Genomic DNA, 25,800 nt, shown 5'->3' on the forward strand with positions numbered 1-25,800 from the left:
AAAAAAACCCGAAAAGAGTTGCTTTTCGGGTTTGAGACATTTGGTGTCAATTTAGTTATATTATAGCTCCAAAGCTTTCTTAACATCGTTGTTCATCAATAATTCTTCCGGGCTTTCAAGGGCTTCTTTTACAGCAACCAAAAATCCAACAGATTCTTTTCCGTCAATGATGCGGTGATCATATGACAATGCTACATACATAACAGGGGCAACGATAATTCCGCCGTCTTTCACGATGGCACGATCCACGATGTTGTGCATGCCCAAGATGGCACTTTGCGGTGGGTTGATAATGGGGGTGGAAAGCATTGAGCCAAAAACACCACCATTGGTAATGGTAAAAGTTCCTCCGGTCATTTCGTCTACAGTGATTTCACCTTCTCTGGCTCTAATGGCAAGGCGTTTTACCTCATTTTCAATTCCTCTGAAAGATAAATTTTCAGCATTTCTGATGACAGGCACCATCAATCCTTTGGGTCCTGATACAGCAATACTGATATCTTTATAGTCATATGTGATCTTATAATCACCGTCAATCATGGAATTTACATCAGGATACATGTCCAGTGCTCTTACCACAGCAAGGGTAAAAAAGGACATAAAGCCCAGGCCAACACCATGCTTACTTTTAAAATCTTCTTTGTATTTTTTACGCAACTCAAAAATGGCTGTCATGTCGACTTCGTTAAAAGTGGTTAACATGGCGGTTTCATTTTTTGCGCTCACCAGTCGTTCTGCAACTTTCCTGCGGAGCATGGATAGTTTCTTGCGCTCTTCACCGCGCTTGCCCGGTCCGGGTGTGCCCATTGCAGGTTTTGAAGCTTGTGCCGCGTCATCTTTTGTAATGCGCCCGTCACGGCCCGATCCTTTTACATCTGCAGGTGAAACTCCTTTTTCATCCAGTATTTTTTTAGCTGCAGGAGAAGGCGTACCGCTGGCATAGGTTTTTTTATCATCGGTTTTCTTTTCCGGGCTTGTTTTTTCGTTTGTTTTTGTTTTTTCAGCGCTTTTTTTATCCAGGTCTTTTGAAGCATCGCTTGGGTCTGCAGAACCTTCATCCCCCGGGTTTTCATAAGTATCTATTTCTTTTTTGTCGCTGCCATTTGGTTTTTCAGCTGAGGTGTCAATCAAACAAACTACTTCACCCACCGCCACTGCATCTCCTTCTTCAGCTTTGAGGGTGATAATTCCACTGGCCTCTGCCGGAAGTTCTAGAGTGGCTTTGTCACTGTCAACTTCGGCAATGGCTTGATCTTTTTCAACATAATCGCCATCGGCAACCAACCATTGTGCGATTTCTACTTCGGTGATGGATTCTCCCGGTGAGGGAACTTTCATTTCTAAAACCATAATTATCTTGTTTTTTCCCCTTAACAGGGAAGAGTTGATATTTTATTTAATTGTCTATCGTTATTGATTTGTCAAATACACTGTCAATCACACGCTGGTGACGGCGTTTTGATCTGATGGCACTTCCGGCAGCGGGTGCGCTGTAAAACTTACGGCTGCTTATCCTGAAGTTTTTCATCTCCTCAAAATGCATCAGTAAAAAGCTGTAAGCTCCCATGTTTCTAGGTTCTTCCTGTGCCCACACAAGATCATCTGCATTTTTGTATTTTTTAATAATGTCACGCATTTTATCTGTAGGAAGCGGGAACAACTGTTCTACACGCACCAATGCAACATCATCTCTTTTGTTTTCTTCTTTAACCTCGAGCAGATCATAATAAAATTTACCGGTACAGAATACCAATGATTTTACTTTCTTTACATCTGCTGCAGGGTCATCAATGATTTCCTGAAAGCTTCCGTTTGCCATTTCTTCTTTGGTGGAAACAACTTTTGGATGGCGCAACAAACTCTTTGGAGTAAACACAATCAGTGGTTTTCTGTAATTGATTTTCATCTGCCTTCTTAACAAATGAAACAGGTTTGCAGGTGTGGTTACATCAGCAACAAACATATTGTCACGGGCACATAACTGTAAGTATCTTTCCATGCGCGCCGAACTATGTTCTGCTCCCTGGCCTTCATATCCGTGCGGCAACAACATCACAAGACCGTTTTGTAATTTCCACTTGTCTTCTGCTGCAGAAATATATTGGTCAATCATAATTTGTGCTCCATTACTGAAATCACCGAATTGCGCTTCCCAGATTGCCAATGCATTGGGTGTTGCCATGGAATAACCATAATCAAAGCCTACAACGGCATATTCTGAGAGCAAAGAATTATAAATGTAAAAATCTCCCTGGTCTTGCTGAAGTTGATTGTGAAGTATGATTTCTTCTTCACTTTCTTCAACTTTCAAAACAGCATGCCTATGTGAGAACGTACCGCGTTCTACATCCTGACCGCTTATGCGCACGTCAAATCCTTCTGCCAGTAATGTTCCATATGCCAGAAGTTCACCCATTGCCCAGTCAAGCTTATTATCCTTAAAGTACATTGCTTGGCGGGCTTCAATGAGTCGTTCTATTTTTCGTAAAAACTTTTTGCCTTTCGGAAGCTTTGTGATGACCTTTGCAATTTCTGTAAGCTTATCGATGTCAAAAGTAGTATCTACATCTTTTCTCATCGCTTGTTGATCTGCATACTCAAACCCTTCCCACTCATCCTGCATAAAAGGTGTAACTGTCGTTTTTTCTTGTTTCCGTGAAACTTCCAGCTTTTCTTCCAGCAGGTTTTTGTATTCTTCTTCCAGTTTTACTACATAATTTTTGTCTATTATGCCTTGCTCAATAAGTTTTTCAGCATAAATATCCCTCGGGTTTTGGTGTTTCGCTATAGCTTTGTAGAGATTGGGTTGCGTGAACCTGGGTTCGTCACCTTCATTATGGCCATATTTCCTGTAACCTAATAAGTCAATAAAAACATCACGACCAAAAGCCATTCTGAATTCCAGCGCAAATGTGACGGCGTGAACTACAGCCTCAACATCATCTGCATTTACGTGAAGTACCGGTGAGAGGGTTACTTTAGCCACATCTGTACAATAAGTTGATGAGCGACCGTCAAGATAATTTGTAGTGAAACCCACCTGATTGTTAATAACAATATGAATGGTTCCGCCGGTTTTATAACCGTCTAGCTGGGCCATCTGTACCACTTCATATACAATGCCCTGACCGGCAATGGCTGCATCACCGTGTACTACAATGGGCAAAACTTTTTGAGGGTCGCCTTTAAAATGGCGGTCTTGTTTGGCCCTTGTAATGCCCTGTACCACAGCTCCCACGGTTTCAAGGTGGGAAGGGTTTGGGGCAATGTTGATGTTTATTTCTTTTCCGTTTTCTGTTTTTCTGTTTGAGGTCCAACCCAGGTGATATTTTACGTCTCCGTCAAATATTTCCTGTTCATAGTCTTTACCGTCAAATTCACTGAATATGTCTTGGGCATTTTTACCAAAGATATTGACCAAAGTATTGAGGCGGCCACGATGTGCCATTCCCATTACAAATTGTTCAACACCCATAACGGCTGCTTTTTCAATGATTGTATCAACAGCAGGGATAAAACTTTCTCCACCTTCCAATGAAAACCGTTTTTGACCTACATATTTTGTATGTAAAAAAGATTCAAATGAAACCGCTTCGTTGAGTTTTTTAAGAATGTGTTTTTTTTCGTCTTCACTAAATTTTGGGTGATTGTCGTTAACGTGAAGCCAATTTTGAATCCATTGGATTTCTTCAGGTTTTCTTATGTGTGAATATTCAACGCCTATAGATTGGCAGTAAATATTTGATAAATGATGAATAATTTCACGAAGGCTTGCAGATCCAATGCCAATGAGTTCACCGGCATTAAAAACAGTATCAAGGTCTTTTTCGCTTAAAGCAAAATTTTCCAAATCTAAAGTGGGCGAATATTTTCTGCGTTCCCTAACGGGATTTGTTAATGTAAATAAATGCCCGCGAGATCTATATCCCTCTATGAGCTTAATAACCCTGAATTCTTTTTCAAGGTTTTCAAGTTGGGGTTCACAATAAGCATCAGGGTCTTCTATGGTTATACCATTTGATGAACTGCCGTTTTGCCCAAAGTCAAATCCTTGAAAAAATGCACGCCAACTAGGTTCAATAGCATCTGGATTTTCTAAATATTGGTCGTAGAGATCTGCAAAATGTTGTGAGTGTGCTGCGTTTAAGAAGGAAAATTTATCCATAATCTGGGTACGTACTTAACGTTTTAAGTAAATTGTCACAAAAGTACAATATTTCCAAATGATAGGGAAAAATGTTTTTATATTTATGATTGATTTAATAATAAGTTTAATTAATGAAATTGAGGGTTTGTTATGAAAAAGTGTTTTTTGATTTTGAGTGTTTTGTTGGTAAGTGTTTACAGTTATTCTCAAAAAGATAAATCTTCAGCAACTAAAAATAACAATCAATTTTGGGAAGAGGTAAATTTTGGAGGTGGACTTGGGCTTAATTTTGGAAGTGGTTATTTTATGTTTAGTATTTCACCAAGTGCAATATATAGTTTTAATGAGCAGTTTAGTGCAGGATTGGGACTGAGTTATATGCATTTAAAAGAAAAGCGATTCAATCATTACAATTACAACGCCTATGGAGGAGGTTTGATCTTTTTGTATCACCCCATTCGTGAGATTCAACTTTCAGTAGAGCCTGAAGGCACCTATGTGGTTTATAACTATTTGGCAACTTCAACCGGGAGGGAAACCGACAGATTTTTTCAGGAAGCACTTTTTCTGGGAGCAGGTTTTAGAACAGGAAATATAACTATTGGTGCTCGCTATAATGTACTTTATAATGAAAGTAGAAACGTCTATGGTTCAGCACTTTTGCCATTTGTGAGAGTTTATTTTTAAACGTCTCTCGCAATTAAATTGTTTGCAAATACCGTAAGTTGATCTTTACCATTTTCATTTAATTCCATTTCATTGAGAAGCTGAATGGCTTTTTCAGTGTATTGTTTGATTTGGGTTTTAGTTTTGTCCCTTGCACCTGATTTGATAAAAATTCTTTTTACAGCTTCGATTTTGTCTGTGGGGTTTTTAGGTTCAATGCTGTATAAATGCTCAAGTTCTTTGGAGTCTGCAGGTGTAGATTCATTTTTGGCAATTAAATATAAATAGGTTTTTTTGTTTGAAATAATATCTCCTCCCACTTGTTTTCCAAATGATTTTGGGTCTCCAAAAACATCCAAAAAATCATCCTGAAGTTGAAAAGCCATACCAAGGTTCCTTCCAAATTCATAAATAGCGTTTTGTGATTTTCCTGAAGCATTTGCAACAATAGCGCCCATTTGCATTGCAGCACCCACGAGAACTGCAGTTTTATAATTGATCATGTGCAAATATTCTTCAATGGTAACATTGTTTCTATCCTCAAAATCAATGTCATATTGCTGCCCTTCACATACCTCAATGGCTGTTTTGCTGAAAAGTTTTGCCAGGTTTTGAAACGTTTCAGGTTCATAATTTTCAAACAATTGATAGGCTAATATCAACATTGCATCGCCGGAGAGTATACCTGTGTTGATATCCCATTTTTCATGTACAGTGCTTTTGCCTCTTCTCAAAGGAGCGTTGTCCATAATATCATCGTGAATTAGTGAAAAATTATGAAATAACTCTACAGCCAGGGCTGCATTTAAAGCTTTTACATAAGAAGAATCAAACAGTTCACAGGTCATCAAGGTAAGCGCCGGCCTAAGCCTTTTCCCTCCCAAAGTTAAAATATATGAAATGGGCTCATATAAGTTTTTTGGCTCACCTTTATTAATTGAAGTTAAAAGATGTGTAACAAAATGCTCCCTTAAATCGTCTAACGATAACATATGGTATTTTTTTGCTAAAATACTTTTTTCTCTACAATACATAAATACTTCAGTAGCTTTCTATGTTAATTTTAAGTAAAACTTTAGAAACTTTTATTGTATTTAAAGTTTCCTCTGTATATTTGCTGCCTGATTATGAGAGAAAAAATCTTAGAAATAGCAAGTGAATTATTTTTAAACCTCGGGTTTAAAAGTGTAACGATGGATGATATTGCCAATGAAATGGGCATTTCTAAAAAAACAATTTATCAGCATTTTGAAAACAAGACAAAGCTTGTAGAAGCGACGACAGACTATGTTTTCCATTTTGTTTGTGAAGGAATTGATTGTATTAGAGCAGAAAATAATAATCCCATTGCAGAGCTTTTTCAAATCAATACATTTATTAAGCAAATGCTCAAAAATGAAAAAGCGTCCCCACAACATCAATTGCAAAAATATTATCCCGAGATTTATAAAAAGCTGGATGAGAATAAGTTTTTAAATATACACGAATGTGTTATTTCAAACCTAAGAAAAGGAATAGAAATGGGGCTATACCGAGAAAGCATTAAACCTGAAATCATTGGCAGGTTCTATTTTTTAGGAGCCACCGGAATAAAAAATCAGGACTTATTTCCACTCGATAATTATACACCAAATGAATTAATGGAATTGTTTTTAGAATATCACTTGCGTGGAATTGTAACATCAAAAGGAGAAAAAGAACTAATAAAACACATCAATCAAAACTAATTATGTTTAGATTTTCAATACTATTCCTGCTGTTAGTAAACCTGGGAATGAATGCTCAGCAAGAGCAGGACTATTCGTTTTCACTTGAAGAAGCAATCACTTTTGCTCTCGATAGTAACTATACAGCGATCAATGCTAAAAGAGATGTATTAGCGGCAATCAAGCAAAAGTGGGAAACCACCGCAACCGGTTTGCCTCAAATCAATGCAAACGTAGATTACAGAAACAACTTGAAACAGCCTGTAACACTAATTCCGGCGGAGTTTTCCGGGGGGGAGCCTGGTACTTTCACACCTGTTGTTTTTGGTGTTCCCGAAACAATGTCTGCAACAGCTACTTTAAATCAACTACTCTTTGACGGCTCCTATATTGTGGCTCTTGAGGCATCCAAAACCTTCCTGGAATATTCCAGAAATTTGGAACAAAAAACAACTTCTGTAATTCGTAAAGAAGTCGTCAATGCCTATGGAAATGTATTACTTGCCAGGGAAAACATCAAAATACTTGAAAGTAATAAATCTACACTTGAAAAAAACCTAAGAGAAACGACAGAAATCTTTAAAAATGGTCTCACTGAAGAAGAAGATGTGGAGCAACTACAAATTACACTTTCAACCATTGAAACCCAACTCAAAAATGCAGAGCGAATTTTAGACCTTTCGAGTCAGATGTTAAATATTACTTTAGGAATTGATCTCGAAAACACCATTACACTTACTGATAATTTAGAGTCACTCATCGCTGAAAATATTGATTTGCAACTTTTGACTTCAGAACTTACCCTCGATAAAAATATTGACTACAAAATTGCGAATAACTTTACAGAACAACGCCGTTTAGAATTAAAGTTAGAAAGGTACAAAGCCTTGCCAACACTTAGTGGTTTTGTAAATTACGGAACTCAGGCGAATAGTGATTCATTTACTTTTCTTGATTCAGAACAGCGCTGGTTTCAATCGTCTATAGCAGGAGTAAGTTTGCAAATACCAATTTTTAGTTCTTTAGGTAGAACTGCAAAAACACAACGTGCAAGAATTGCGTTTGACCAAGCTAAAACCGAATTTGAAGAAACGGTTCAAAAAATTAAGCTAGAAGCAAATTCCGCCAAGAATGAATACCGTTTCTCAATTGATAATTATGAAAACTCTAAAAGCAACTTGGACCTAGCAGAACGTATAGAGCGAAAAAATCAAATCAAATTTTTTGAAGGACTCAGCAGTAGCTTTGATTTGAGACAGGCACAGCTTCAACTTTATAATGCTCAACAAGAATATTTACAAGCAATGCTTGATGTGATAAATAAAAAAGCTGAATTAGAACGAATACTCAATACCACCAACTAAATTATTTCAAATGAAAAATATCCTGTATATACTATTTGCAATTTCACTTTTAATTGCTTGTTCAGACAACAAAAGTTCCAGCACTGTTGATAGTGTCATTGATGAAGGAAACCTAACTAAAATGAAAGACAAAAGAACCGAAGTGCTGGCGTCTTATGATAGTATTGGCAAATTACTCTCCCAGCTTGAAATGGCTATTGCTGAAAAAGACACTGCAAAAAACCATCCGTTGGTGAGTGTTTTTAAAATAAAAGATACTGTTTTTGAAAGCTTTATTACCCTTCAGGGAAATGTTGATACCCGTCAAAACATTCTAATCTTTCCAGAATATCAGGGTGTATTAACCACTGTGAATGTAAAGGAGGGACAACAAGTTTCGAAAGGTCAACTGCTTGCTAAAATTGATGATGGCGGGCTCTCCAGTCAGTTGGCACAACTGGAAACACAATATGAGCTGGCAAAAACCACTTATGAAAGACAACAACGTTTGTGGGATCAAAAAATTGGCAGTGAAATCCAATTACTTCAGGCAAAAACCAATATGGAGTCAACACAAAGTTCAGTAAAACAACTGCGTTCTCAATTGGAAAAAACCACAATAAGAGCGCCATTTTCGGGGGTCATAGATGCAATCATAACCGAGCAAGGACAGGTGGTTGGTCCTGGCGGACAGGCATTGATGAGACTTGTTAGCCTCAGTGATATGTATGTGAAAGCATCTGTTCCTGAATCCTATACACAAAGTGTTGCCATAGGAACTCCTGTGAAAGTGAACCTGAATTCCATAGACACAATAGTAAATGGGGAAATTTCAAATGTGGGAAGTTATATCAATCCCACAAACAGAACCTTTCAGGTGGAAGTCAAAATTCCCAATGTTCAAAGAAAAGTAAAGCCTAATATGATGGCAAATCTCCAAATTAATAATTATTCCAAAGAAAATGCAATTGCTATTCCGGCAAATGCCATTCAGGAAAGTGCTACCGGTGAAAAATATGTCTATGTTCTCAATCAAATTGAAGATCAAAATGCAATTGTTATTCGCACCCAAATTGAAACGGGTAGAAAGAATAACGGGTTTATAGAGGTCTTAAGTGGTCTTTCAGATACAGATATTATTGTGAAAGAAGGAGCACTTACGTTAAAAGATGGAATGACTATTACTTTCAACGAGGAAAATTAAGCGACTATGGCAGAGAAAAAAATAAAATATTTTGGCTTATCAAACTGGTCAATTAATAACAAAATGACTGTGTTTGTGTTGATTGCCATTATTACATTTGGCGGTTTGATGTCTTACCTCAACCTTCCCAGAGAATCATTTCCTGAAGTAATTGAAAATAAAGTATATGTAAGCTCATTACTTCCGGGGAATTCAGCTGAAGATGTGGAACGTCGTGTTACCAAGCCTCTGGAAGAAGAAATCAACGATATTTCAGGAGTGGTAAAAGTTACTTCAAATTCATTGCAGGATTACTCAATGATTACTGTTGAATTTGAAGAATCAATTACAATCCAGGATGCCAAAACACTTGTCAAAGATAAAGTCGACGCCGTAAAAGCACTGCAAGATTGGCCCACTCTTGATGGGGGAGTAAAAGTAGAACCCAATGTGTTTGATCTCAATATTTCTGAGATTATGCCCATTGCGCAACTCAACCTCAAAGGCGATTACACGCAAGAGCAACTCAAAAAATTTGCTGAAGATCTGCAAGACCGGCTCGAAGAGTTTACTGAGGTAAAAGAAGCTACACTTTTGGGAGTCCAAGATAAAGAAGTTGAGGTAGCGGTTGACATGTATAAAATGATGGCTGCTGAGGTGAGCTTTAATCAAATTATTGGAGCTATTCAAGATGAAAACACTACAATTTCCGGTGGAAATATCATTGAAAACGGAATGCGGAGAAACATTCGTGTGATTGGTGAAATTGAAAACCCTTCAGAGCTTGAAGGTATTGTTGTAAAAGAAGATGAAGGAGCGGTTTATTTAAGAGACATTGCAACCATTAATTTCAGACCCAAAGATGCCACTACTTTTGCCCGTGAGTATGGCAAGCCGGTGGTTATGTTAAGTATAAAAAAGAAAGGCGGAGAAAATATGATTTCCGCTATGGAAAAAATTAAAGAACACATACCTGAAGCATTGGGAACTTACCTTCCCGATGATTTAGAAATTACCATCACCAGCGACCAGTCTACAAGAACTAAAGATCAAGTAGCAGAGCTTGAAAACAGCATAATATTTGGGGTTATCCTGGTGATAAGCGTTTTAATGTTTTTTCTGGGATTTAGAAATGCCTTGTTTGTAGGGATTGCCATACCACTTTCAATCTTACTCTCATTTTTACTGTTACCCATTGCAGGTGATTTTTCTGGCGTTAATTTAACCTTGAACACCATGGTGCTTTTTGCCACAGTAATGGGACTTGGAATGTTGGTGGATAATGGAATTGTAGTTGTAGAAAATGTCTACAGGTTGATGGATGAAGGAATGCCCAGAATGGAAGCTGCCAAACAAGGAGTGGGAGAAATTGCATGGCCCATTATTGCATCTACAGCTACTACTTTGGCTGCCTTTTTGCCACTTGGATTTTGGCCGGGTATTATGGGAAAATTTATGATATTCTTTCCGATGACACTTTCGGTAGTACTCTTTTCTTCTCTTTTTGTGGCCTTGGTAATCAATGCAATGCTCACCTCAACATTAATGAAAACCCAGGAAGATGTAATGTCAAGAAAAACCATTGTGAAGATTAGTGGAGCTTTGTTTGGTTTTGGACTTTTATTGTTAATTTCAGGATTGCTCGACACCCATATAATTTTTAAGGTTTTAGGGCCTATAATCCTTATTGTTTCATTGATTCAAATTTTTATTGGTTGGAAAAACCGAACCAAAACAGCACTTTTACGCAAAGGCCTGGGAGTGTTTGCAGTAGGTATACTGTTTACAATCTTAGGATATGTAGGTGGCCCCAAAGCGCTGGTAGGTTTTGGAAACCTATTCATTTTTGTTTCTATCTCGTTATGGTTTTTCAAATATATGTTGATCCCTGCATCCAAAAGGTTTCAATTCAAAACACTGCCAAAAATTGAAAAACACTACCAGCAATTTCTTGATTTTGCTTTAAAAGGAAGCAATGCGTATCGGTTCTTTTTTGGCACTGTAGGCCTCTTAGGATTGGCTTTTTTGGTCTTTGGATTGTTTACTCCCCAAGTGTTATTTTTTCCCGAAAATCAACCCAATCAGGCGATAGTCTATATCGAATATCCCGAAGGGACTGCTATTGAAAAAACCAATGAGCTGACCAAAATCGTAGAGCAACAGGTTTTTGATGTGTTGGAAAAATACCAGTATCAGGAGGATGGCGAAACCTATAATTATATGGCTGAGTCCATCATTTCACAGGTGGGTGAAGGTGCCGGAAACCCAATGACCGATGGTGCTTCACAAAATGAAATGCCCCATCGGGGAAAAGTAACTGTACTGTTTAGAGAATATAAATATCGTTTCAATGAAGAGGGTGATAAAGTAAGCAGCTCTGATGTCTTAACTGAAATACGAGAAGCAGTTCAAGGCCATCCCGGAGTGAGTATTATTGCTGAAAAAGATCAGGCAGGTCCTCCTGCCGGTTATGCAATCAATATTGAATTAAAAGGGGAAGATTATTTTGAACTCATTGATGAAGCCAGAAATATTCAGGCCTATATTGACAGCCAGAATATTCCTGGAATTGAAGACCTGAATCTGGATGTAAACCAAAACAAACCAGAAATGGAGGTAGTGGTTGACCGAATGAAAGCCGGTGAGTTGGGTGTTTCAACTGCGCAGGTAGGACAGGCCCTTCGTTCAGCAATTTATGGATTTGATGCCTCTACCTACAAGGAAGGAGATGATGATCACGATATTGTAGTGCGTTTTGACGGAGAGAGCCGCTATGATGAAAATGCCTTGTTCAATCAAAACATTACCTTCAGAGATAACAAAGGGGTTTTAAAACAGATTCCGCTTTCAACCTTAGTGACCACCAAAAATCTGGCGACCTTCAGTTCGATAAAACGTAAAGATTTAAAAAGGGTGATTACCATTTATTCAAACGTGCTGGAAGGCTTTAACCCAACAGAAACTGTTCAAAAAATTGAGACTTCCATGGTAAATTATCCTTTACCGAAGGAAATGACCTATGCATTTACAGGTGAACAAGAAGAAATGGCAAAAAACATGGAGTTTTTGTCAGGTGCTTTGGTGATTGCGTTATTTTTGATTTTATTAATTATCGTTGGGCAGTTCAATTCAATTTCAAAACCCATTATGATTTTTGCAGCCATTGTATTGAGTTTTATTGGTGTGTTGTTTGGGCTTGTAATTTTTCAAATGGACTTTGTTGTATTAATGACCATGATGGGAATCATTTCCCTGGCAGGAATTGTTGTGAACAATGCCATCGTATTGATTGACTATACACAACTTCTAATTGATCGAAAAAAGGATGAGCTCGATATCCCTTATGAACAATTATTAACACGCGAACAATACCGGGAAGTTATCATTGCCGCCGGAACAAACCGTTTGCGTCCGGTTTTGCTAACGGCCATTACCACAATCCTTGGGTTGTTACCCCTGGCAGTTGGATTAAATCTAAATTTCTTCACCCTTTTTACAGAATTTGATCCGCAAATTTATATTGGTGGAGATAATAATATGTTCTGGAAACCTATGTCGTGGACTATTATCTTTGGTTTAACCTTTGCTACTTTCTTAACATTGGTGATTATCCCTACGATGTTCTATTTATTGAATCGGGCAAAAATTAGGTTTGATACTCATAAAAACGAAACAAAAATAAAAACAACTGCTTAATAAAACCTCCCCAAGTTTACTTGGGGATTTTTTTTCTACTAAATTTGCAACCTCATTTCTAAGAATTTAAAACGATGTACAGAACTCATACCTGTGGAGAATTAAGAGCGACTCAAATAAATGAAACCGTAACCCTGTCCGGATGGGTGCAAAAATCCCGTGACAAAGGATTTATGATTTGGGTAGATTTACGTGACCGTTATGGCATTACCCAACTCATCTTTGATGAAGAACGCACACCCGTCGAAATGATGGAAAAAGCTAAAACACTCGGGAGAGAGTTTGTCATTCAGGTTACTGGAAAAGTCATTGAACGCGAGTCAAAAAACACGGCCATTCCCACAGGTGAGATTGAAATACTTGTCGAAAAGCTGGATATTTTAAACCAATCCCTCACACCTCCTTTTACCATTGAAGATAAAACAGATGGCGGTGAAGATTTAAGAATGAAGTATCGCTATTTAGACATACGTCGAAATCAGGTGCGCAACAATTTGATTTTTCGCCATAAGGTAAGTATGGAAGTGAGAAAATACCTTTCAGATCAAGGGTTTGTAGATGTAGAAACTCCTTATTTAATAAAATCAACCCCTGAAGGAGCACGCGATTTTGTGGTGCCATCCCGAATGAATGAAGGACAGTTTTATGCACTGCCACAATCACCACAAACCTTTAAGCAACTTTTGATGGTGGGTGGAATGGACAAGTATTTCCAAATTGTAAAGTGCTTTAGAGATGAAGATTTAAGAGCAGACCGCCAACCGGAATTTACACAGATTGACTGTGAAATGGCTTTTGTAGAACAAGAAGATATTCTCAAAACTTTTGAAGGCCTTACCCGTTATTTGCTGAAAGAAATCAAAGGAGTAGCCATTGAGAAATTCTCCAGAATGACCTATGATGAGGCGATGAAAAGATATGGAAATGACAAACCGGACATTCGGTTTGGAATGGAATTTGGCGAGCTCAATGAGGTTGCTCAACACAAAGACTTTAAAGTGTTTAATGATGCTCAACTGGTTGTGGGTATTGCAGTTCCCGGTGGAGCAAGCTATACCAGAAAAGAAATTGACGCCCTCATTGACTGGGTAAAACGCCCACAAGTGGGTGCACTGGGAATGGTGTATGTAAAATGTAATGAAGATGGAACCTTTAAGTCTTCAGTTGATAAATTTTATTCTGAAGAAGACCTGGCAAAATGGGCTGAGAAAACCGGAGCAAAAGCCGGTGATTTGATTTGTGTGCTCTCAGGTGAAACCACCAAAGTAAGAGCTCAGCTAAGTGCTTTCCGCATGGAAATGGCAACCCGATTAGGTCTCAGGAAATCAAATGAATTTGCACCCCTTTGGGTGGTAGATTTTCCATTACTTGAATGGGATGAAGAAACGCAGCGATTTCACGCCATGCACCACCCGTTTACATCTCCAAAACCCGGACAAATGGAGTTACTCAAAACCAACCCAGGGGCTGTAAAGGCAAATGCGTATGATTTGGTATTGAATGGTAATGAAATAGGTGGTGGTTCCATAAGAATTCACGATCGAGAGGTACAGGAAAAAATGTTTGACTATTTAGGGTTCACTCCGGAAGAAGCAAAAGCTCAATTTGGGTTTTTGATGGAAGCTTTTCAATATGGAGCGCCCCCTCACGGTGGGATTGCTTTTGGTTTGGACCGGCTTGTTGCTATTTTAGGTGGGCAGGAAACTATTAGAGACTTTATAGCATTTCCTAAAAACAATTCAGGGAGAGATATAATGATTGATGCTCCTGCACCAATTGATAAAGCACAACTTGAAGAACTGCATTTAAAAATTAATTTGTAATTTATATGCTAAACCAATTTGTAGTATGAAGGTTCTAATTAAGCTATTTTTCTTGGCAGCTGTTGGTCTTGTCGTTTCAGGTTTTTATTATAAATCTGAAGATTTAGGCCTAGGTGATCTACTCATTGGTCTAGGTGTTGCAGCCGGCTTTTTTGTGGTGATGCCTATGTTCTTATACCATCGATGGAAAGACAGGGATGTCAAAGATTATATGCTCACAAAAGATAGTTTTAAAAAAATGAGAGAGTTTGAAACAAACAAAGAGGCTGCTTCTAAAAATCAAACCTCAAGCGATAGTTAAAAACCTAGCTATTTCTTAATTTCCCTAAAATAGTATCAATCTTACTTTTAATTTTATCAAGACTTCCGGAAATTGATTTTTCAAGTGTGTCTGATTGGTTGGTAACCACGATGGGTTGTCGGTTATTCATTCGAACTTCGAGAAGACATCTTTTGTCGTCTGTGCCGGACTTTTCGCTGTTTTCATCACTCAAGTGAACTTCGATTCTTGTGATGCCATCAAAACGGTTTAGGGATTTTTCAATCATCGAAGAAAAATATTCTTTTTTTCTTTTATCGATTACTATGTTATTGTCTGAATTGATTTGAATTTGCATTGATTCTAGATTTTTTGTTTTCACTAAGTTAAGACTCTACTTTCAGATAAAAAAAGGCTTTGTAAAACATTAAGATTTTATTTTTTAATTTAAAATTGATACTGAAACTATGTTAATTATGAAAGATTTAGAGATAAGAAATTCTTCAACATGAGAAGTGAAAAACAAGAAGATTGAAATATTTTTTGGTTTTTTTTAACATTTCAATCAATATTCTGTTATCTTTACACTATTATTAATTTATTTATTTTATTACAATGGAAGGAACAGTAAAATTTTTTAACGAGTCAAAAGGTTATGGTTTTATAACTAATGACGACACAGGAAAAGACATTTTTGTGCACGCCTCAGGATTAAACGGCGAAGCATTAAACGAAGGTGACAAAGTAGAGTACGTAGAAGAAGAAGGTAGAAAAGGCGTGGTAGCTGCTCAAGTGAGAGTGATTCATGACTAAAGAGATATACGTTATTGATTGCTTAAAACCCACTTTTTGGAGTGGGTTTTTTTATTTTATATAAAGCTGGGTAATGAAGTACTTTCCGTTCTGGTTTTTTAAAATACTTAGACCTGTTTTATGACTGTTTGACTCAATTGCACTTTTATGGGAAGGGCTCTGCAGCCAGGCATTTAAAAGCGTTTCAGGATTTGAATATCCCATTGCTAAATTTTCTCTGAGAGTAGTATAGCCTAAATCTACAAAATAGTGTTGGCGTTCAGAAAAATTGTCATGGTGCAATGAATTTACTTCAATCATGTTTTGGGTGTGAAGATTAGCAACTTCATCTGCTTCTGGAATTCTTTCCAATTGGTTATAATTATTAGAGTTCAAGTAATTATTTAAAATTATCAAAAACTGATTTTCAAACTGATAATCTCGTGTAAATTCAATTTGAGATTGATTTGATGTGATCTGAGTGTTTTCTTTTATTAACTCATCTTTTGAGCATGAGTAAAAACTTAAAGAGATCAATACAAAGAAAATTGACCTTTGGAGTGTGATTTGGGGATAATTCACTTTTTTGTTTTAAAATGGTTATGTAATAAAAACAAATAAGATGAAAAATACCCTACTAAAAAAGTTATTGAAACAGTGCGATAAGGTTAAGAATTATTACTGCCAATGCTATAATAATAATGCTAAGAAGCAAGAATTTGCTCAACTTTGACTTTGATGTGTCTAGGTCGTTCATTGTTATCCTGAATTGAATATTCTTTAATAAAAAAGAACTATTAAATTGAGTAAAATGATTAACAGAGCCGCCACCCTGATGAGAACAGGTAATGAAAATTTCATAAAAGTTAAATTTTAGTTCACTCGTTTTATCGACTAAATATTACTTTTTATGGGGCGTTAAAGAAGTAACAGTTTTATTTTCCTACAAATATAAGTAAGTAGTATTAAAAAATGCTAAGTGTAAGTACGTATTTTTTAAATAGTTATTAACAGTCTAGTATAAGAAAAGTAGGGCAGTTGTAAGCGATACTTTTTGGATTAAGCTAAAGCCAAATTTTTAAAATTTTGTTAATTAACTTTTGTCTTTTTAATTATACTAAATTTAAAAATTTGGCTACTTAACAAATACACACAGACCTTTCGATTAAGCACTTTTTGCCCTATTTTTTTATTCATTATTAGCAAAACTTATTTTCACACAATTTTTTTTCTCTGTGTCAAATAAAAGGTTCCAAATCCAAAAATACCGAAAATTAGATTTAGAATTGATAAGCTCTGTTCGTAGCTTCTAATCCACACTAGATTTATAATTGAAAAAACAACAAAAATCAAGAAGGGAAAAATAAGAAAATCTTTTCGTGATTTAAAACCTCTATCTACTGGATAAAGTAAAATACCTAAAATAGTAAAAATTAAAGTTAAGATATAAAATGAAACATCTTCAAACTCCCAGAATATTAAATAAGAGAAAAAAATAACTAATCCTATTAAAAATGATGCAAATAAAACCTTTTTCATAATCAAAAGAACTAAAGGATGCTGTAATAAAACAGCATCCTTAATTAAACAATTACTTACTATTCACAATCTTCGTTTACTGCGATTGAAACAACTGCACCTTGGATAATAGACCAAAGTGGACCACCAAACAAACCTGTTGCAGCACCTACTGCATCAGCTGCGATTACTCCAGAGCTACAAGATATTTTCATTCCAGAGGAACGATTACTCCATAGTTCATTTGATGCAATTAAAACTTCTCTATAAGTATTTAGCAATTCTGATTCATCACTACTCTGTATACTGTAAGAATCAATTCTTTTTAATTTATTTGAAATTGAATCATCTTCCAATGTTAGGTTTTTAATAAAATTAGAGAATTCAGTAGTTATATTCTTATTAGCAGAAATTTGCAAAAATGCACTATTGATAATTTGTTCTAATCTTTGTTGATTTATTGATGTATCGTTATATGCGGCAGTTAAGAAATTATAATCTTTAGTAATTTCAAATCCTGACATTAAACTTGGATAGTTTTCAGTCATCAAATTAATTACCGACTGCTCAATTTCTTTGACGGTTTTCTTATCGCCATTTCCGTAATTAAGATATAAATTAACTGCTATATTATGATATTCGCCAATCTGTTGAGCATCTAATTCTTTATTAAAGGATTGTTTAACCTCTATATTTGAATTGTCGATTGAAGAAGTTTTAGACAAATCATCTTTACTGCAAGAGGTAAGTGAAGTGAAAAATAAAAATAAAATAAAATTGAAAATTAAAAATTTAAAAGTTTTCATAACAAAAAAATTTAAGTTAATAATTAAAAATAATATTTTATGATAATATAAAATGGCTGGTCAAACCTAATCTAACCTATCTATAATTTTTTCTCTTAATATCAATATAAATACCAAATTAATTATGTGTGTCAAAATGACAGTAACGAGTTTTTTTAATTTTTGCTAACTTATTTGATTTTGGTGTTCTTTTGCCCAAATTAGAAGTGAGTTTGTTTTGGGCTCAATGTTGAGTTTTTGAATGATGTTACTTCTGTGCTTTTCAACAGTTCGAGGTGATACAGAAAGCAGTTCAGCAATTTCTTTTGTGGTTTTATCTTTAGAAATATATTTTAATATTTTCCTTTCTGAAGGAGTAAGGGATTTAATTAAAAGATTTTCAGATGAATCTAAATTGAGCAATTGTTTTATTTTTAAACTAAAATAAGGAACATTATCAAGCACCGATGAAATGCAGTTTTCTATTTCTTCAATTGCAAAATCTTTGAGAAGATAGCCAAAGACATTCAATTCTTTTGCCTCAAAATATAAAGAAGCTTCTTTGTGAAAAGTAATGAGAATGATTTTTGTTCTAGACCTATTATCGTTACATATTTTAGCAACATCAAGACCCGACAAATTGGGCATTTGAATATCTAAAATGGCAATATCGGGGTTTAAACTTTCGATTAAAGCAAGCGCTTGTTTTCCGTCATTGGCACTACCAATGATGTTGTAGTTTTTTTCAAGAAGAAAATCATTTAACCCTTTCAATAAAAGCGGGTGATCATCTGCAGTTATGATTGTTTTATTTTTCATAATAGGGTATGATAAATTCTAACCGGGTTCCTTTGTTTGTTTGTGAGTCAACTTTCATAACTCCGCTTAAAAAGCGTGTGCGTTCTTTGAGTGTTTTCAATCCAAGACTATTAAAATCTTTATATCTTTCTGAAAAATCAAACCCTTTACCGTTATCTGTCAACTTAATTTTGATATTGTTTTTTTCTTTTGTTATATCAAATTGAATTGAAGTCGCTTCAGAGTGTTTAATCACATTGTTAAAACTCTCCTGAACAATTCTAAAAATATTCACTTCCTGCTGAATATTAAATAAACCGTCAATGGAAGCGATTTCAGAAGTAATAAATAGCTCTGTAGATTCATCAATTTGATAGATAATGTTTTGAATTGCTTTAGTAATGCCCATTTCCTGTAATTGAAAGGGATGCAGCGCTCTCGATATTGAACGCACTTCCTCAATGGCATTTTCTACAAGATTTTTAGTAGAATCATCTTTAATTAAAACAACTTTATTTTTTATAAGAAGTAAGCTTTGCCCAACTCCATCGTGCAAATCTTTTGAAACTCTTTTTCTTTCATCCTCTTGAGCAATAAGTAAATCTTGAGTATACTTTTCTTGAAGTTCTTTTTTGTTTTTAAGATCACGTTGATTTTTGTAAAGAAATAATAGGATGAAACCAAGTGTGAGGGTAACACCTCCAAAAAGGTATTGTTTTTTTAAGGCATCATTTTTTTCTTCCAGGATGGCAATATTACTTTTCTTTTCAAAGAGTTCTTTTTCTTTTCGCTCTGTTTCATAAAGGGTTTGATAATATACCAGTGCATTTGTTTTGGTTTGATTGTACAAAGAATCTTTAATGCTTGAAAATAAATTTAAATGCTCAAAAGCATTTTGATAATCCCCCAATTCAAAATAGATTTCAGACAAAGTTTGGTGAGTGTTAATGGTTTCTTCATCTAGACTCATTTCATCAAGTAAATCAATTCGTTTTAGTGCATTGACTTTAGCTTCTTCAAGTAAGCCATTTTGATTTTGATACTCAATGAGCGCCATTAAATAAATAGAATTAGCATAAATATCACTTGAAACTTTGGGAAGGAATTCTTCAGCTCTTTTTAAATAAAAAGATGCATTTTGAAGGTTTTTTGTTATTGAAAAGTGATCTGATAATGAACTGTAAATAGCTGTATAATTAAAGGCAGGCTGATTTGTGGAGTCTGCAAAAGTGAGTGCCTTTTCAAGATACTCTAAACGCATTGGGTAGTTTTTTAATTTTTTATAATCTATGGATTGATTATAATATTGACTTGTCAGGTATTGATGCAGGTTTAATTTCTTCAAATCTTCAATCAATTGCTCCCTTTGAGTGATTGATTTTTCAAGAAAACCATTCTTGCTGTACATGATTATTTCGCCACTGCGAGCATGAAGCATGTATTCATAATCCTTCTCCTTTTCAAAATAATCATAGGCTTTTTTATAATCTTCACTGGCTGCAACAAATTGGCCCAATCCTGAATATGCCTGTCCTCTGAATAAATGGGCGTCTGCTATATAAATCCCATCCTTTTCTTTAAATTTTTCTATTGCTAATGTGTAGTCTTCTATAGCCTTTGTGAGATTAAAATTAAAAAATGCTCCACCTCTTTTTAGATAAACCCCTCCTTTTAAAAAACTATCAGTCAGTTGATCTTCATATTGAATTACACTGTTTAAGATAGTTATTGCCTTTTTGGGATTGTCCTTAATATTGATGAGGGGGTAACTGAGATTCATGGCTTTTTTTGCCATTTCATCATACATATTGTTTTCTTCAGCAAGTTTGAGGTAGTTTTCAGATTGATTTATAAAATCATCAAAATTTTTGACTTCCCAATATTTTGTAAGTAAAGAGTCAATTGAATTGAGTTTTAAAGTGATGTTTTGAGTAGTGTCAATTACAGAGAGATACTCCTCCGACTTGTCTTGTGAAAAAGCAGAAAAAACAAAAAAGAATATTAGAAAGCTGCTAGGTAGGTTTTTTATCACTGGTAGCTTTTTTGTTTTAAAGATACAAAATTCAATATCCTGACAAAGTTAAGTTTTTAAATACAAACAATTTCTGCCATAATCAATTACAGCTCTTGATTTTTTTAAAACATCTGCCCCAATAATTCCATTAACAGCATCTGCATTGGCTGTTTGAAGCGCTTCATTTACATGTTGCAAATCAAAGACCACAAAATCTGCTTTCTTTTGTCTCCAATCGCCAATATCAAGCGTATATCCTTCGGCAATTTGAGTAAACATGTTTGTGGCCCCGGCTCCTGCAGCTTTTACTTCGCTTTCTGCAACATCCAAATTAAAATGGGCGATACTATCACTGCCAATACAACTGTTTGAAGCGCCGGTATCTAAAATAAAATTCCCTTTTACTCCATTTACTTTCGCCTTTAATTCAAAATGGTTTGAATTGATTTTTTTTAAAGAAACCCGCTGAAAGTTCTTAGATTCCATAAATTTTCTTAGACTGCTCACTTCTATAATCTTTTTTCGCAAAGATAACTTAAGAAAATCAATTAGATTTGCATTTATGATTTTAACTGATACCCATACACATCTTTACAGTGATCAATTTATTGAAGACCAACCGCAGATGATGCAAAGAGCATTGGATGCAGGCGTCAAACGTTTTTTTATTCCTGCAATTGATTCAAACTACACACAAGCGATGTATCAGTTGGAAAAAAAGTATCCCCAGGCTGTGTTTTTGATGATGGGGTTGCACCCCACATCGGTCAAAGAGAATTATGAGGAAGAACTCAACTTTGTAGAAAATCAATTTGAAGAACGCGATTTTTATGCTGTGGGCGAAATTGGAATAGACCTGTACTGGGACACTTCAACTTTAGAAATCCAAAAAACAGCTTTTAAAAGGCAAATTCAACTTGCTAAAAAAAAGAAACTACCCATAGTGATTCATTGCAGAGAGGCCTTTGATGAAATATTTGAAGTGCTTGAAAGTGAAAAAGATGAAAGTTTATACGGGATTTTTCATTGTTTTACTGGAACTTATGAGCAAGCCCAAAAAGCGTTGTCATACAATATGAAATTGGGGATTGGAGGTGTGGTGACATTTAAAAACGGAAAAATTGACCAATTTTTAAATCAAATTCCTATCAAAGAAATTGTATTGGAAACCGATGCACCCTATCTGGCTCCGGCACCCTTTCGCGGTAAGCGCAACGAAAGTAGCTACCTTCTGAATGTGGCAGAAAAAGTGGCAACAATTTATGGTATCTCAATTGAAGAAGTAGCCAAAATAACAACCCAAAATTCAAAAGAAATATTTGGAGTTTAACTCCAGAAAAGCACATTTGACTAATGAGAAAAAAACCAAACATACTTCTTATTTATACCGGTGGAACGATTGGAATGATCAAAGATTTTGAATCGGGGGCATTAAAAAACTTTAATTTTGATGAACTTCTGGCACACATTCCCGAATTGAAATTACTTGATTGCAACATTAAAACCCTCAGTTTTGAAAACCCGATTGACAGCTCAAATATGCATCCCAAATATTGGGTACAGTTAGCAAAAATTATTCAGGAAAATTATGAGGCTACAGATGGTTTTGTAGTGTTGCACGGAAGTGATACCATGTCTTATACTGCCTCAGCACTAAGTTTTATGCTGGAAAACCTTTCAAAACCGGTAATCTTTACCGGTTCACAACTACCCATTGGCGATTTTAGAACTGATGCCAAAGAAAACTTAATTACCAGCATTCAAATAGCAAGCTTACTCGAAAAAGAAAAACCTGTAGTCACTGAAGTGGGATTGTATTTTGAATATAAATTATACCGCGCAAACAGAACTACTAAAATCAATGCCGAGCACTTTGAGGCATTTGCTTCTTTAAATTATCCTCCTTTAATTGAAAGTGGGGTGCATCTCTCTGTTAGAGAAGAAAAACTGTTTAGACTTTCCAAAAGAAAAAAGCTGCAAATACATTTTGATCTGGAAACTGATGTGATGCTCATTAAATTGTTTCCGGGTATTTCAGAAACCATCCTTAAAAACATGTTGAGTCAGCCTGTTTTGAAAGGGGTGGTAATAGAGACCTATGGTGCAGGAAATGCAACAGACGAACCATGGTTTTTAGACATTATTGAAGCAACTATTAACAGAGGAATTCCTGTAATTAATGTCACACAATGTTCGGGTGGGAGTGTAGCAATGGGGCAATATGAAACCAGTGTGAAATTGCAAAAATTAGGAGTAATTTCAGGTAAAGACATAACCACAGAAGCTGCAATAACAAAATTAATGTACCTCCTGGGTCAGCAAATTTCCTCTAAAGTCTTCAAAACCATATTTGAAACTTCTTTGAGAGGAGAAATGATGTAAATTTAACCAACTAAAATTTTACTAAGTAAGATTTTTTTTGTTATTTGGCACGCTGTTAAAACGTTCAACCATATCGGTGTTGTTAGAATGAATAGAGAGGTGGCCGAGTGGTCGAAGGCGCACGCCTGGAAAGTGTGTATACGCCAAAAGCGTATCGAGGGTTCGAATCCCTTCCTCTCTGCAAAATATTAAATTGTATTTTAAATAATAATTTTTATATCTTTAAACCCTTAACTAAAAATCAAACTTTTAAGACGATAGCAATGAAAAGATTATTTTCTATTTTAGCAGTTGCAGCATTAGTGCTAACTGTATCAGTTAATGCAAATGCATACAATGAAACTCAGGCTTACCCTGAAGATATTCAAACAATCACAACGACAACCACTGTGGTGTCACTTCAGGATGAAATGCCCGAAGCTGAAGAAAGCTTAGGTTTTCATCAAGAATTAAAAAAGCGTTTTATTGAGGGTGGTCCCGGCTTTATGGGGATTGTATTATTGTGTTTAATTCTTGGTTTGGCCATTGCTATTGAAAGAATTATATACCTAAACCTTTCTACAACAAATACAAAAAAATTAGCTCAGGAGGTTGAAGATGCACTTCAAAGTGGAGGTGTTGAGGCTGCAAAAGAAGTGTGTAGAAATACTAAAGGTCCTGTGGCTTCTATTTACTACCAAGGTCTTGACAGAGCCAATGAAAGCGTCGACGCTGCTGAAAAAGCGGTAGTTGCTTATGGTGGTGTTCAAATGGGGCAATTGGAGAAAAACGTTTCTTGGATTTCATTGTTTATCGCTCTTGCACCAATGCTTGGTTTCATGGGTACTGTAATCGGTATGATTATTGCCTTTGATAAAATTGAAGCAGCCGGAGATATGCAACCATCACTTGTTGCAGGTGGTATTAAAGTAGCACTTTTAACGACCGTATTTGGTCTTATTGTAGCAATTATTCTTCAAATATTTTACAACTATATCATTGCTAAAATTGATAGAATTGTGAACGATATGGAAGATGCTTCTATCACTTTGATTGATATCTTAGTGGCACACAAAAACAAATAAAAATACTAATACCATAATACGATACTATGGCTTTACATAAAATTTTAAGAATTGTGGTTTTGATTTTATCTCTTATTGGGATAGCATTACTTGCTACTATTCTCACAGGAAGTGAAAACTACATTTCACTATATATGAATATCGCTTATGCTGTTTTGGCAATAGCTGTGTTGTTTACTGTGTTGTTTTCATTCACACAATTATTCACACATAAAGATGCATTAAAGAAAACACTGATATCTGTAGTTTTATTTGTTTTGGTTATTGTGATTTCTTACTTCCTTTCTGAAGGGGTTGAAGTAACAAAAGACGGTGTACAAATAGTCTCTGAAAGAGGATCAAAATGGGTAGGAACAGGTTTGAGAACTTTTTACTTCCTGGCAATAATTGCAATAGGATTGATGATTTTCTCAGGTATTCAAAAATTAATTAAAAACTAATTATGGCTAAACGATCAGCACCGGAAGTGAATGCGGGTTCGATGGCAGATATTGCCTTCTTGCTGCTTATCTTCTTCTTGGTTACAACAACCATCGAGACAGATAGTGGTATTAGCCGAAGACTTCCGCCTATAGATGATAATCAGGATATCCCCGATATCAGAAAGAAAAATATCTTTATTGTTCTTGTAAACAAAGATGATCAATTGCTGGTTAATGACGACCCTGCTGAATTGAAAGATTTAAGACAACAAGCAATTGAATTTTTGGATAACGGTGGAGGTGTTGGTGATGAGGCTTGTGACTATTGCCAAGGACCCAAAGATCCATCTTCATCAGACAACCCTGATAAAGCAGTGATTTCATTGCAAAATGACCGTCTTACAAGCTACAAAATGTATATCGCAGTCCAGAATGAATTGGTGGCGGCATACAATGATTTGAGAGATAGAGAAGCGCAGCGTTTGTATGGTCAAACTTACAGGGAAATGGAAAAAAACAAAGCTGACCCCAATTGGAGAGGAGATAAGGAAAAGCTGGACCAACAATTAAGTGTACTTAAAGCAATGTATCCTCAAAAACTTTCTGAGGCAGAACCCAAAAGAAGAGATTAATATATCAAATAAAGACTATGTCTAAGTTTAAGAAAAAAACAGGTGGTGGAACACCGGGAATATCAACAGCATCTTTACCTGATATTGTATTCATGTTATTATTCTTTTTTATGGTGGTAACGGTTTTAAGACAAACCACACCATTGATTGAAAATGTATTGCCAACAGCAGATGAAGTTGAAAAACTGGATAAAAAAGATTTAGTAATGTACATCTATGCCGGGAAACCCTTGCCAAGATATCAAGGACAATATGGTACAGAAGCCAGAATACAATTGAATGACAAATTTGCCAATGTTAATGATGTGCAAGCCTTTATTCAAGCAGAAAGAGAAAGCAAGAGAGAAGAACTGGTTCCCTTTTTAACTACATCACTCAAAGTAGATGGAGAAACCAATATGGGACTTGTTTCTGATATCAAGCAAGAACTGCGTCAAGTAAATGCTCTTAAAATTAATTACACCACAAGAGATGGTGATGCAGCTTCAAACCTTGAATAATAAACTTAAAAGTTTTAACTATTTAAAACGCCTTGATTAAATTAATCAAGGCGTTTTTTCTTAGTAAAAA

The 25,800-nt window shown here is 35.6% G+C and carries 23 protein-coding genes and 1 tRNA gene; 15 read left to right on the forward strand and 9 right to left on the reverse strand.

Annotated features, from left to right (window positions below):
- Positions 1–60: 60 nt before the first annotated feature.
- Together odhB and IEV69_RS01685 are read right to left on the reverse strand one after the other, a co-directional pair.
- Positions 61–1,350, reverse strand: a complete 1,290-nt coding sequence (gene odhB, locus IEV69_RS01680; RefSeq protein ID WP_188438815.1) for a 2-oxoglutarate dehydrogenase complex dihydrolipoyllysine-residue succinyltransferase — start codon at positions 1,348–1,350, stop codon at positions 61–63.
- 46 nt (positions 1,351–1,396) lie between these two features.
- Entirely contained in the window at positions 1,397–4,165 is a 2,769-nt protein-coding gene (locus tag IEV69_RS01685) for a 2-oxoglutarate dehydrogenase E1 component (RefSeq protein WP_188438817.1), read from the reverse strand.
- A 132-nt stretch (positions 4,166–4,297) separates the two neighbouring features.
- On the opposite strand from IEV69_RS01685, the gene IEV69_RS01690 reads away from it, so the two are divergent.
- Complete coding sequence (locus tag IEV69_RS01690; RefSeq protein ID WP_188438818.1) at positions 4,298–4,834, forward strand: hypothetical protein; 537 nt, start codon at positions 4,298–4,300, stop codon at positions 4,832–4,834.
- Here IEV69_RS01690 and IEV69_RS01695 read toward each other — a convergent pair.
- Positions 4,831–5,805, reverse strand: a complete 975-nt coding sequence (locus IEV69_RS01695; RefSeq protein WP_188438820.1) for a polyprenyl synthetase family protein — start codon at positions 5,803–5,805, stop codon at positions 4,831–4,833. The genes IEV69_RS01690 and IEV69_RS01695 overlap by 4 nt on opposite strands.
- A gap of 135 nt (positions 5,806–5,940) precedes the next feature.
- On the opposite strand from IEV69_RS01695, the gene IEV69_RS01700 reads away from it, so the two are divergent.
- From IEV69_RS01700 to IEV69_RS01725, 6 genes are all read left to right on the forward strand, one after another.
- Positions 5,941–6,540 carry a TetR/AcrR family transcriptional regulator gene (locus tag IEV69_RS01700; protein ID WP_188438822.1) on the forward strand — a complete coding sequence of 200 codons (600 nt, stop codon included), beginning with the start codon at positions 5,941–5,943 and terminating at the stop codon, positions 6,538–6,540.
- Between the two features lie 2 nt (positions 6,541–6,542).
- Positions 6,543–7,883, forward strand: coding sequence for a TolC family protein (locus tag IEV69_RS01705; RefSeq protein WP_188438824.1), 1,341 nt, complete (start codon positions 6,543–6,545; stop codon positions 7,881–7,883).
- A gap of 10 nt (positions 7,884–7,893) precedes the next feature.
- On the forward strand, positions 7,894–9,066 hold the full coding sequence (locus IEV69_RS01710; RefSeq protein WP_188438826.1) for an efflux RND transporter periplasmic adaptor subunit: 1,173 nt from the start codon (positions 7,894–7,896) through the stop codon (positions 9,064–9,066).
- Between the two features lie 6 nt (positions 9,067–9,072).
- A complete protein-coding gene (locus IEV69_RS13835; RefSeq protein WP_229741259.1) occupies positions 9,073–12,741 on the forward strand; it encodes an efflux RND transporter permease subunit in 3,669 nt (1,222 codons plus the stop codon).
- A 74-nt stretch (positions 12,742–12,815) separates the two neighbouring features.
- Positions 12,816–14,564 carry an aspartate--tRNA ligase gene (gene aspS, locus IEV69_RS01720; protein WP_188438828.1) on the forward strand — a complete coding sequence of 583 codons (1,749 nt, stop codon included), beginning with the start codon at positions 12,816–12,818 and terminating at the stop codon, positions 14,562–14,564.
- Positions 14,565–14,589: 25 nt separating this feature from the next.
- Entirely contained in the window at positions 14,590–14,865 is a 276-nt protein-coding gene (locus tag IEV69_RS01725; RefSeq protein WP_188438830.1) for a hypothetical protein, read from the forward strand.
- 4 nt (positions 14,866–14,869) lie between these two features.
- Here the strand turns inward: IEV69_RS01725 and IEV69_RS01730 are convergent, their stop codons facing one another.
- Positions 14,870–15,181, reverse strand: a complete 312-nt coding sequence (locus IEV69_RS01730) for an HPF/RaiA family ribosome-associated protein (RefSeq protein ID WP_188438832.1) — start codon at positions 15,179–15,181, stop codon at positions 14,870–14,872.
- A 257-nt stretch (positions 15,182–15,438) separates the two neighbouring features.
- Between IEV69_RS01730 and IEV69_RS01735 the strand changes: the two genes are divergently transcribed.
- Positions 15,439–15,636 (forward strand): cold-shock protein, encoded by a 198-nt coding sequence (locus tag IEV69_RS01735; protein ID WP_188438834.1) that lies wholly within the window; start codon positions 15,439–15,441, stop codon positions 15,634–15,636.
- Positions 15,637–15,687: 51 nt separating this feature from the next.
- On the opposite strand, the gene IEV69_RS13935 is transcribed toward IEV69_RS01735, so the two are convergent.
- The 5 genes from IEV69_RS13935 to IEV69_RS01760 all read right to left on the reverse strand — a co-directional run bounded on the left by IEV69_RS13935 (position 15,688) and on the right by IEV69_RS01760 (position 21,216).
- The gene (locus tag IEV69_RS13935; protein ID WP_262891954.1) at positions 15,688–16,197 is read right to left on the reverse strand and encodes a CAP domain-containing protein; all 510 of its coding nucleotides are present in this window, start codon (positions 16,195–16,197) and stop codon (positions 15,688–15,690) included.
- A 1,016-nt stretch (positions 16,198–17,213) separates the two neighbouring features.
- Positions 17,214–17,939 carry a hypothetical protein gene (locus IEV69_RS01745; protein ID WP_188438838.1) on the reverse strand — a complete coding sequence of 242 codons (726 nt, stop codon included), beginning with the start codon at positions 17,937–17,939 and terminating at the stop codon, positions 17,214–17,216.
- A 165-nt stretch (positions 17,940–18,104) separates the two neighbouring features.
- A complete protein-coding gene (locus IEV69_RS01750; RefSeq protein ID WP_188438840.1) occupies positions 18,105–18,737 on the reverse strand; it encodes a response regulator in 633 nt (210 codons plus the stop codon).
- Positions 18,727–20,748 carry a tetratricopeptide repeat-containing sensor histidine kinase gene (locus IEV69_RS01755; RefSeq protein WP_188438842.1) on the reverse strand — a complete coding sequence of 674 codons (2,022 nt, stop codon included), beginning with the start codon at positions 20,746–20,748 and terminating at the stop codon, positions 18,727–18,729. The genes IEV69_RS01750 and IEV69_RS01755 overlap by 11 nt, the downstream gene beginning before the upstream one ends.
- Before the next feature lie 48 nt (positions 20,749–20,796).
- Positions 20,797–21,216, reverse strand: a complete 420-nt coding sequence (locus IEV69_RS01760) for a retropepsin-like aspartic protease family protein (protein ID WP_229741260.1) — start codon at positions 21,214–21,216, stop codon at positions 20,797–20,799.
- Positions 21,217–21,292: 76 nt separating this feature from the next.
- On the opposite strand from IEV69_RS01760, the gene IEV69_RS01765 reads away from it, so the two are divergent.
- The 7 genes from IEV69_RS01765 to IEV69_RS01795 all read left to right on the forward strand — a co-directional run bounded on the left by IEV69_RS01765 (position 21,293) and on the right by IEV69_RS01795 (position 25,730).
- Positions 21,293–22,060 (forward strand): TatD family hydrolase, encoded by a 768-nt coding sequence (locus IEV69_RS01765; RefSeq protein WP_188438843.1) that lies wholly within the window; start codon positions 21,293–21,295, stop codon positions 22,058–22,060.
- Between the two features lie 23 nt (positions 22,061–22,083).
- Entirely contained in the window at positions 22,084–23,112 is a 1,029-nt protein-coding gene (locus IEV69_RS01770) for an asparaginase (RefSeq protein ID WP_188438845.1), read from the forward strand.
- A gap of 93 nt (positions 23,113–23,205) precedes the next feature.
- Positions 23,206–23,293, forward strand: a tRNA-Ser gene (locus IEV69_RS01775).
- 82 nt (positions 23,294–23,375) lie between these two features.
- Positions 23,376–24,176, forward strand: a complete 801-nt coding sequence (locus IEV69_RS01780) for a MotA/TolQ/ExbB proton channel family protein (RefSeq protein WP_188438847.1) — start codon at positions 23,376–23,378, stop codon at positions 24,174–24,176.
- Positions 24,177–24,202: 26 nt separating this feature from the next.
- A complete protein-coding gene (locus IEV69_RS01785) occupies positions 24,203–24,616 on the forward strand; it encodes a hypothetical protein (RefSeq protein ID WP_229741261.1) in 414 nt (137 codons plus the stop codon).
- A gap of 2 nt (positions 24,617–24,618) precedes the next feature.
- Positions 24,619–25,230, forward strand: a complete 612-nt coding sequence (locus IEV69_RS01790; RefSeq protein ID WP_188438849.1) for an ExbD/TolR family protein — start codon at positions 24,619–24,621, stop codon at positions 25,228–25,230.
- 17 nt (positions 25,231–25,247) lie between these two features.
- On the forward strand, positions 25,248–25,730 hold the full coding sequence (locus IEV69_RS01795; RefSeq protein ID WP_188438851.1) for an ExbD/TolR family protein: 483 nt from the start codon (positions 25,248–25,250) through the stop codon (positions 25,728–25,730).
- Positions 25,731–25,800: the final 70 nt, after the last annotated feature.

Origin of the sequence: Planktosalinus lacus, assembly GCF_014640155.1 — a bacterium.
Taxonomy (GTDB): domain Bacteria; phylum Bacteroidota; class Bacteroidia; order Flavobacteriales; family Flavobacteriaceae; genus Planktosalinus; species Planktosalinus lacus.

Bases quoted from the DNA above. Each gene is read 5' to 3' on its own strand.
- odhB (WP_188438815.1), bottom strand. From the start codon at position 1,350: ATGGTTTTAGAAATGAAAGTTCCCTCACCGGGAGAATCCATCACCGAA.
- IEV69_RS01685 (WP_188438817.1), bottom strand. From the start codon at position 4,165: ATGGATAAATTTTCCTTCTTAAACGCAGCACACTCACAACATTTTGCA.
- IEV69_RS01690 (WP_188438818.1), top strand. From the start codon at position 4,298: ATGAAAAAGTGTTTTTTGATTTTGAGTGTTTTGTTGGTAAGTGTTTAC.
- IEV69_RS01695 (WP_188438820.1), bottom strand. From the start codon at position 5,805: ATGTTATCGTTAGACGATTTAAGGGAGCATTTTGTTACACATCTTTTA.
- IEV69_RS01700 (WP_188438822.1), top strand. From the start codon at position 5,941: ATGAGAGAAAAAATCTTAGAAATAGCAAGTGAATTATTTTTAAACCTC.
- IEV69_RS01705 (WP_188438824.1), top strand. From the start codon at position 6,543: ATGTTTAGATTTTCAATACTATTCCTGCTGTTAGTAAACCTGGGAATG.
- IEV69_RS01710 (WP_188438826.1), top strand. From the start codon at position 7,894: ATGAAAAATATCCTGTATATACTATTTGCAATTTCACTTTTAATTGCT.
- IEV69_RS13835 (WP_229741259.1), top strand. From the start codon at position 9,073: ATGGCAGAGAAAAAAATAAAATATTTTGGCTTATCAAACTGGTCAATT.
- aspS (WP_188438828.1), top strand. From the start codon at position 12,816: ATGTACAGAACTCATACCTGTGGAGAATTAAGAGCGACTCAAATAAAT.
- IEV69_RS01725 (WP_188438830.1), top strand. From the start codon at position 14,590: ATGAAGGTTCTAATTAAGCTATTTTTCTTGGCAGCTGTTGGTCTTGTC.
- IEV69_RS01730 (WP_188438832.1), bottom strand. From the start codon at position 15,181: ATGCAAATTCAAATCAATTCAGACAATAACATAGTAATCGATAAAAGA.
- IEV69_RS01735 (WP_188438834.1), top strand. From the start codon at position 15,439: ATGGAAGGAACAGTAAAATTTTTTAACGAGTCAAAAGGTTATGGTTTT.
- IEV69_RS01745 (WP_188438838.1), bottom strand. From the start codon at position 17,939: ATGAAAACTTTTAAATTTTTAATTTTCAATTTTATTTTATTTTTATTT.
- IEV69_RS01750 (WP_188438840.1), bottom strand. From the start codon at position 18,737: ATGAAAAATAAAACAATCATAACTGCAGATGATCACCCGCTTTTATTG.
- IEV69_RS01760 (WP_229741260.1), bottom strand. From the start codon at position 21,216: ATGGAATCTAAGAACTTTCAGCGGGTTTCTTTAAAAAAAATCAATTCA.
- IEV69_RS01765 (WP_188438843.1), top strand. From the start codon at position 21,293: ATGATTTTAACTGATACCCATACACATCTTTACAGTGATCAATTTATT.
- IEV69_RS01770 (WP_188438845.1), top strand. From the start codon at position 22,084: ATGAGAAAAAAACCAAACATACTTCTTATTTATACCGGTGGAACGATT.
- IEV69_RS01780 (WP_188438847.1), top strand. From the start codon at position 23,376: ATGAAAAGATTATTTTCTATTTTAGCAGTTGCAGCATTAGTGCTAACT.
- IEV69_RS01785 (WP_229741261.1), top strand. From the start codon at position 24,203: ATGGCTTTACATAAAATTTTAAGAATTGTGGTTTTGATTTTATCTCTT.
- IEV69_RS01790 (WP_188438849.1), top strand. From the start codon at position 24,619: ATGGCTAAACGATCAGCACCGGAAGTGAATGCGGGTTCGATGGCAGAT.
- IEV69_RS01795 (WP_188438851.1), top strand. From the start codon at position 25,248: ATGTCTAAGTTTAAGAAAAAAACAGGTGGTGGAACACCGGGAATATCA.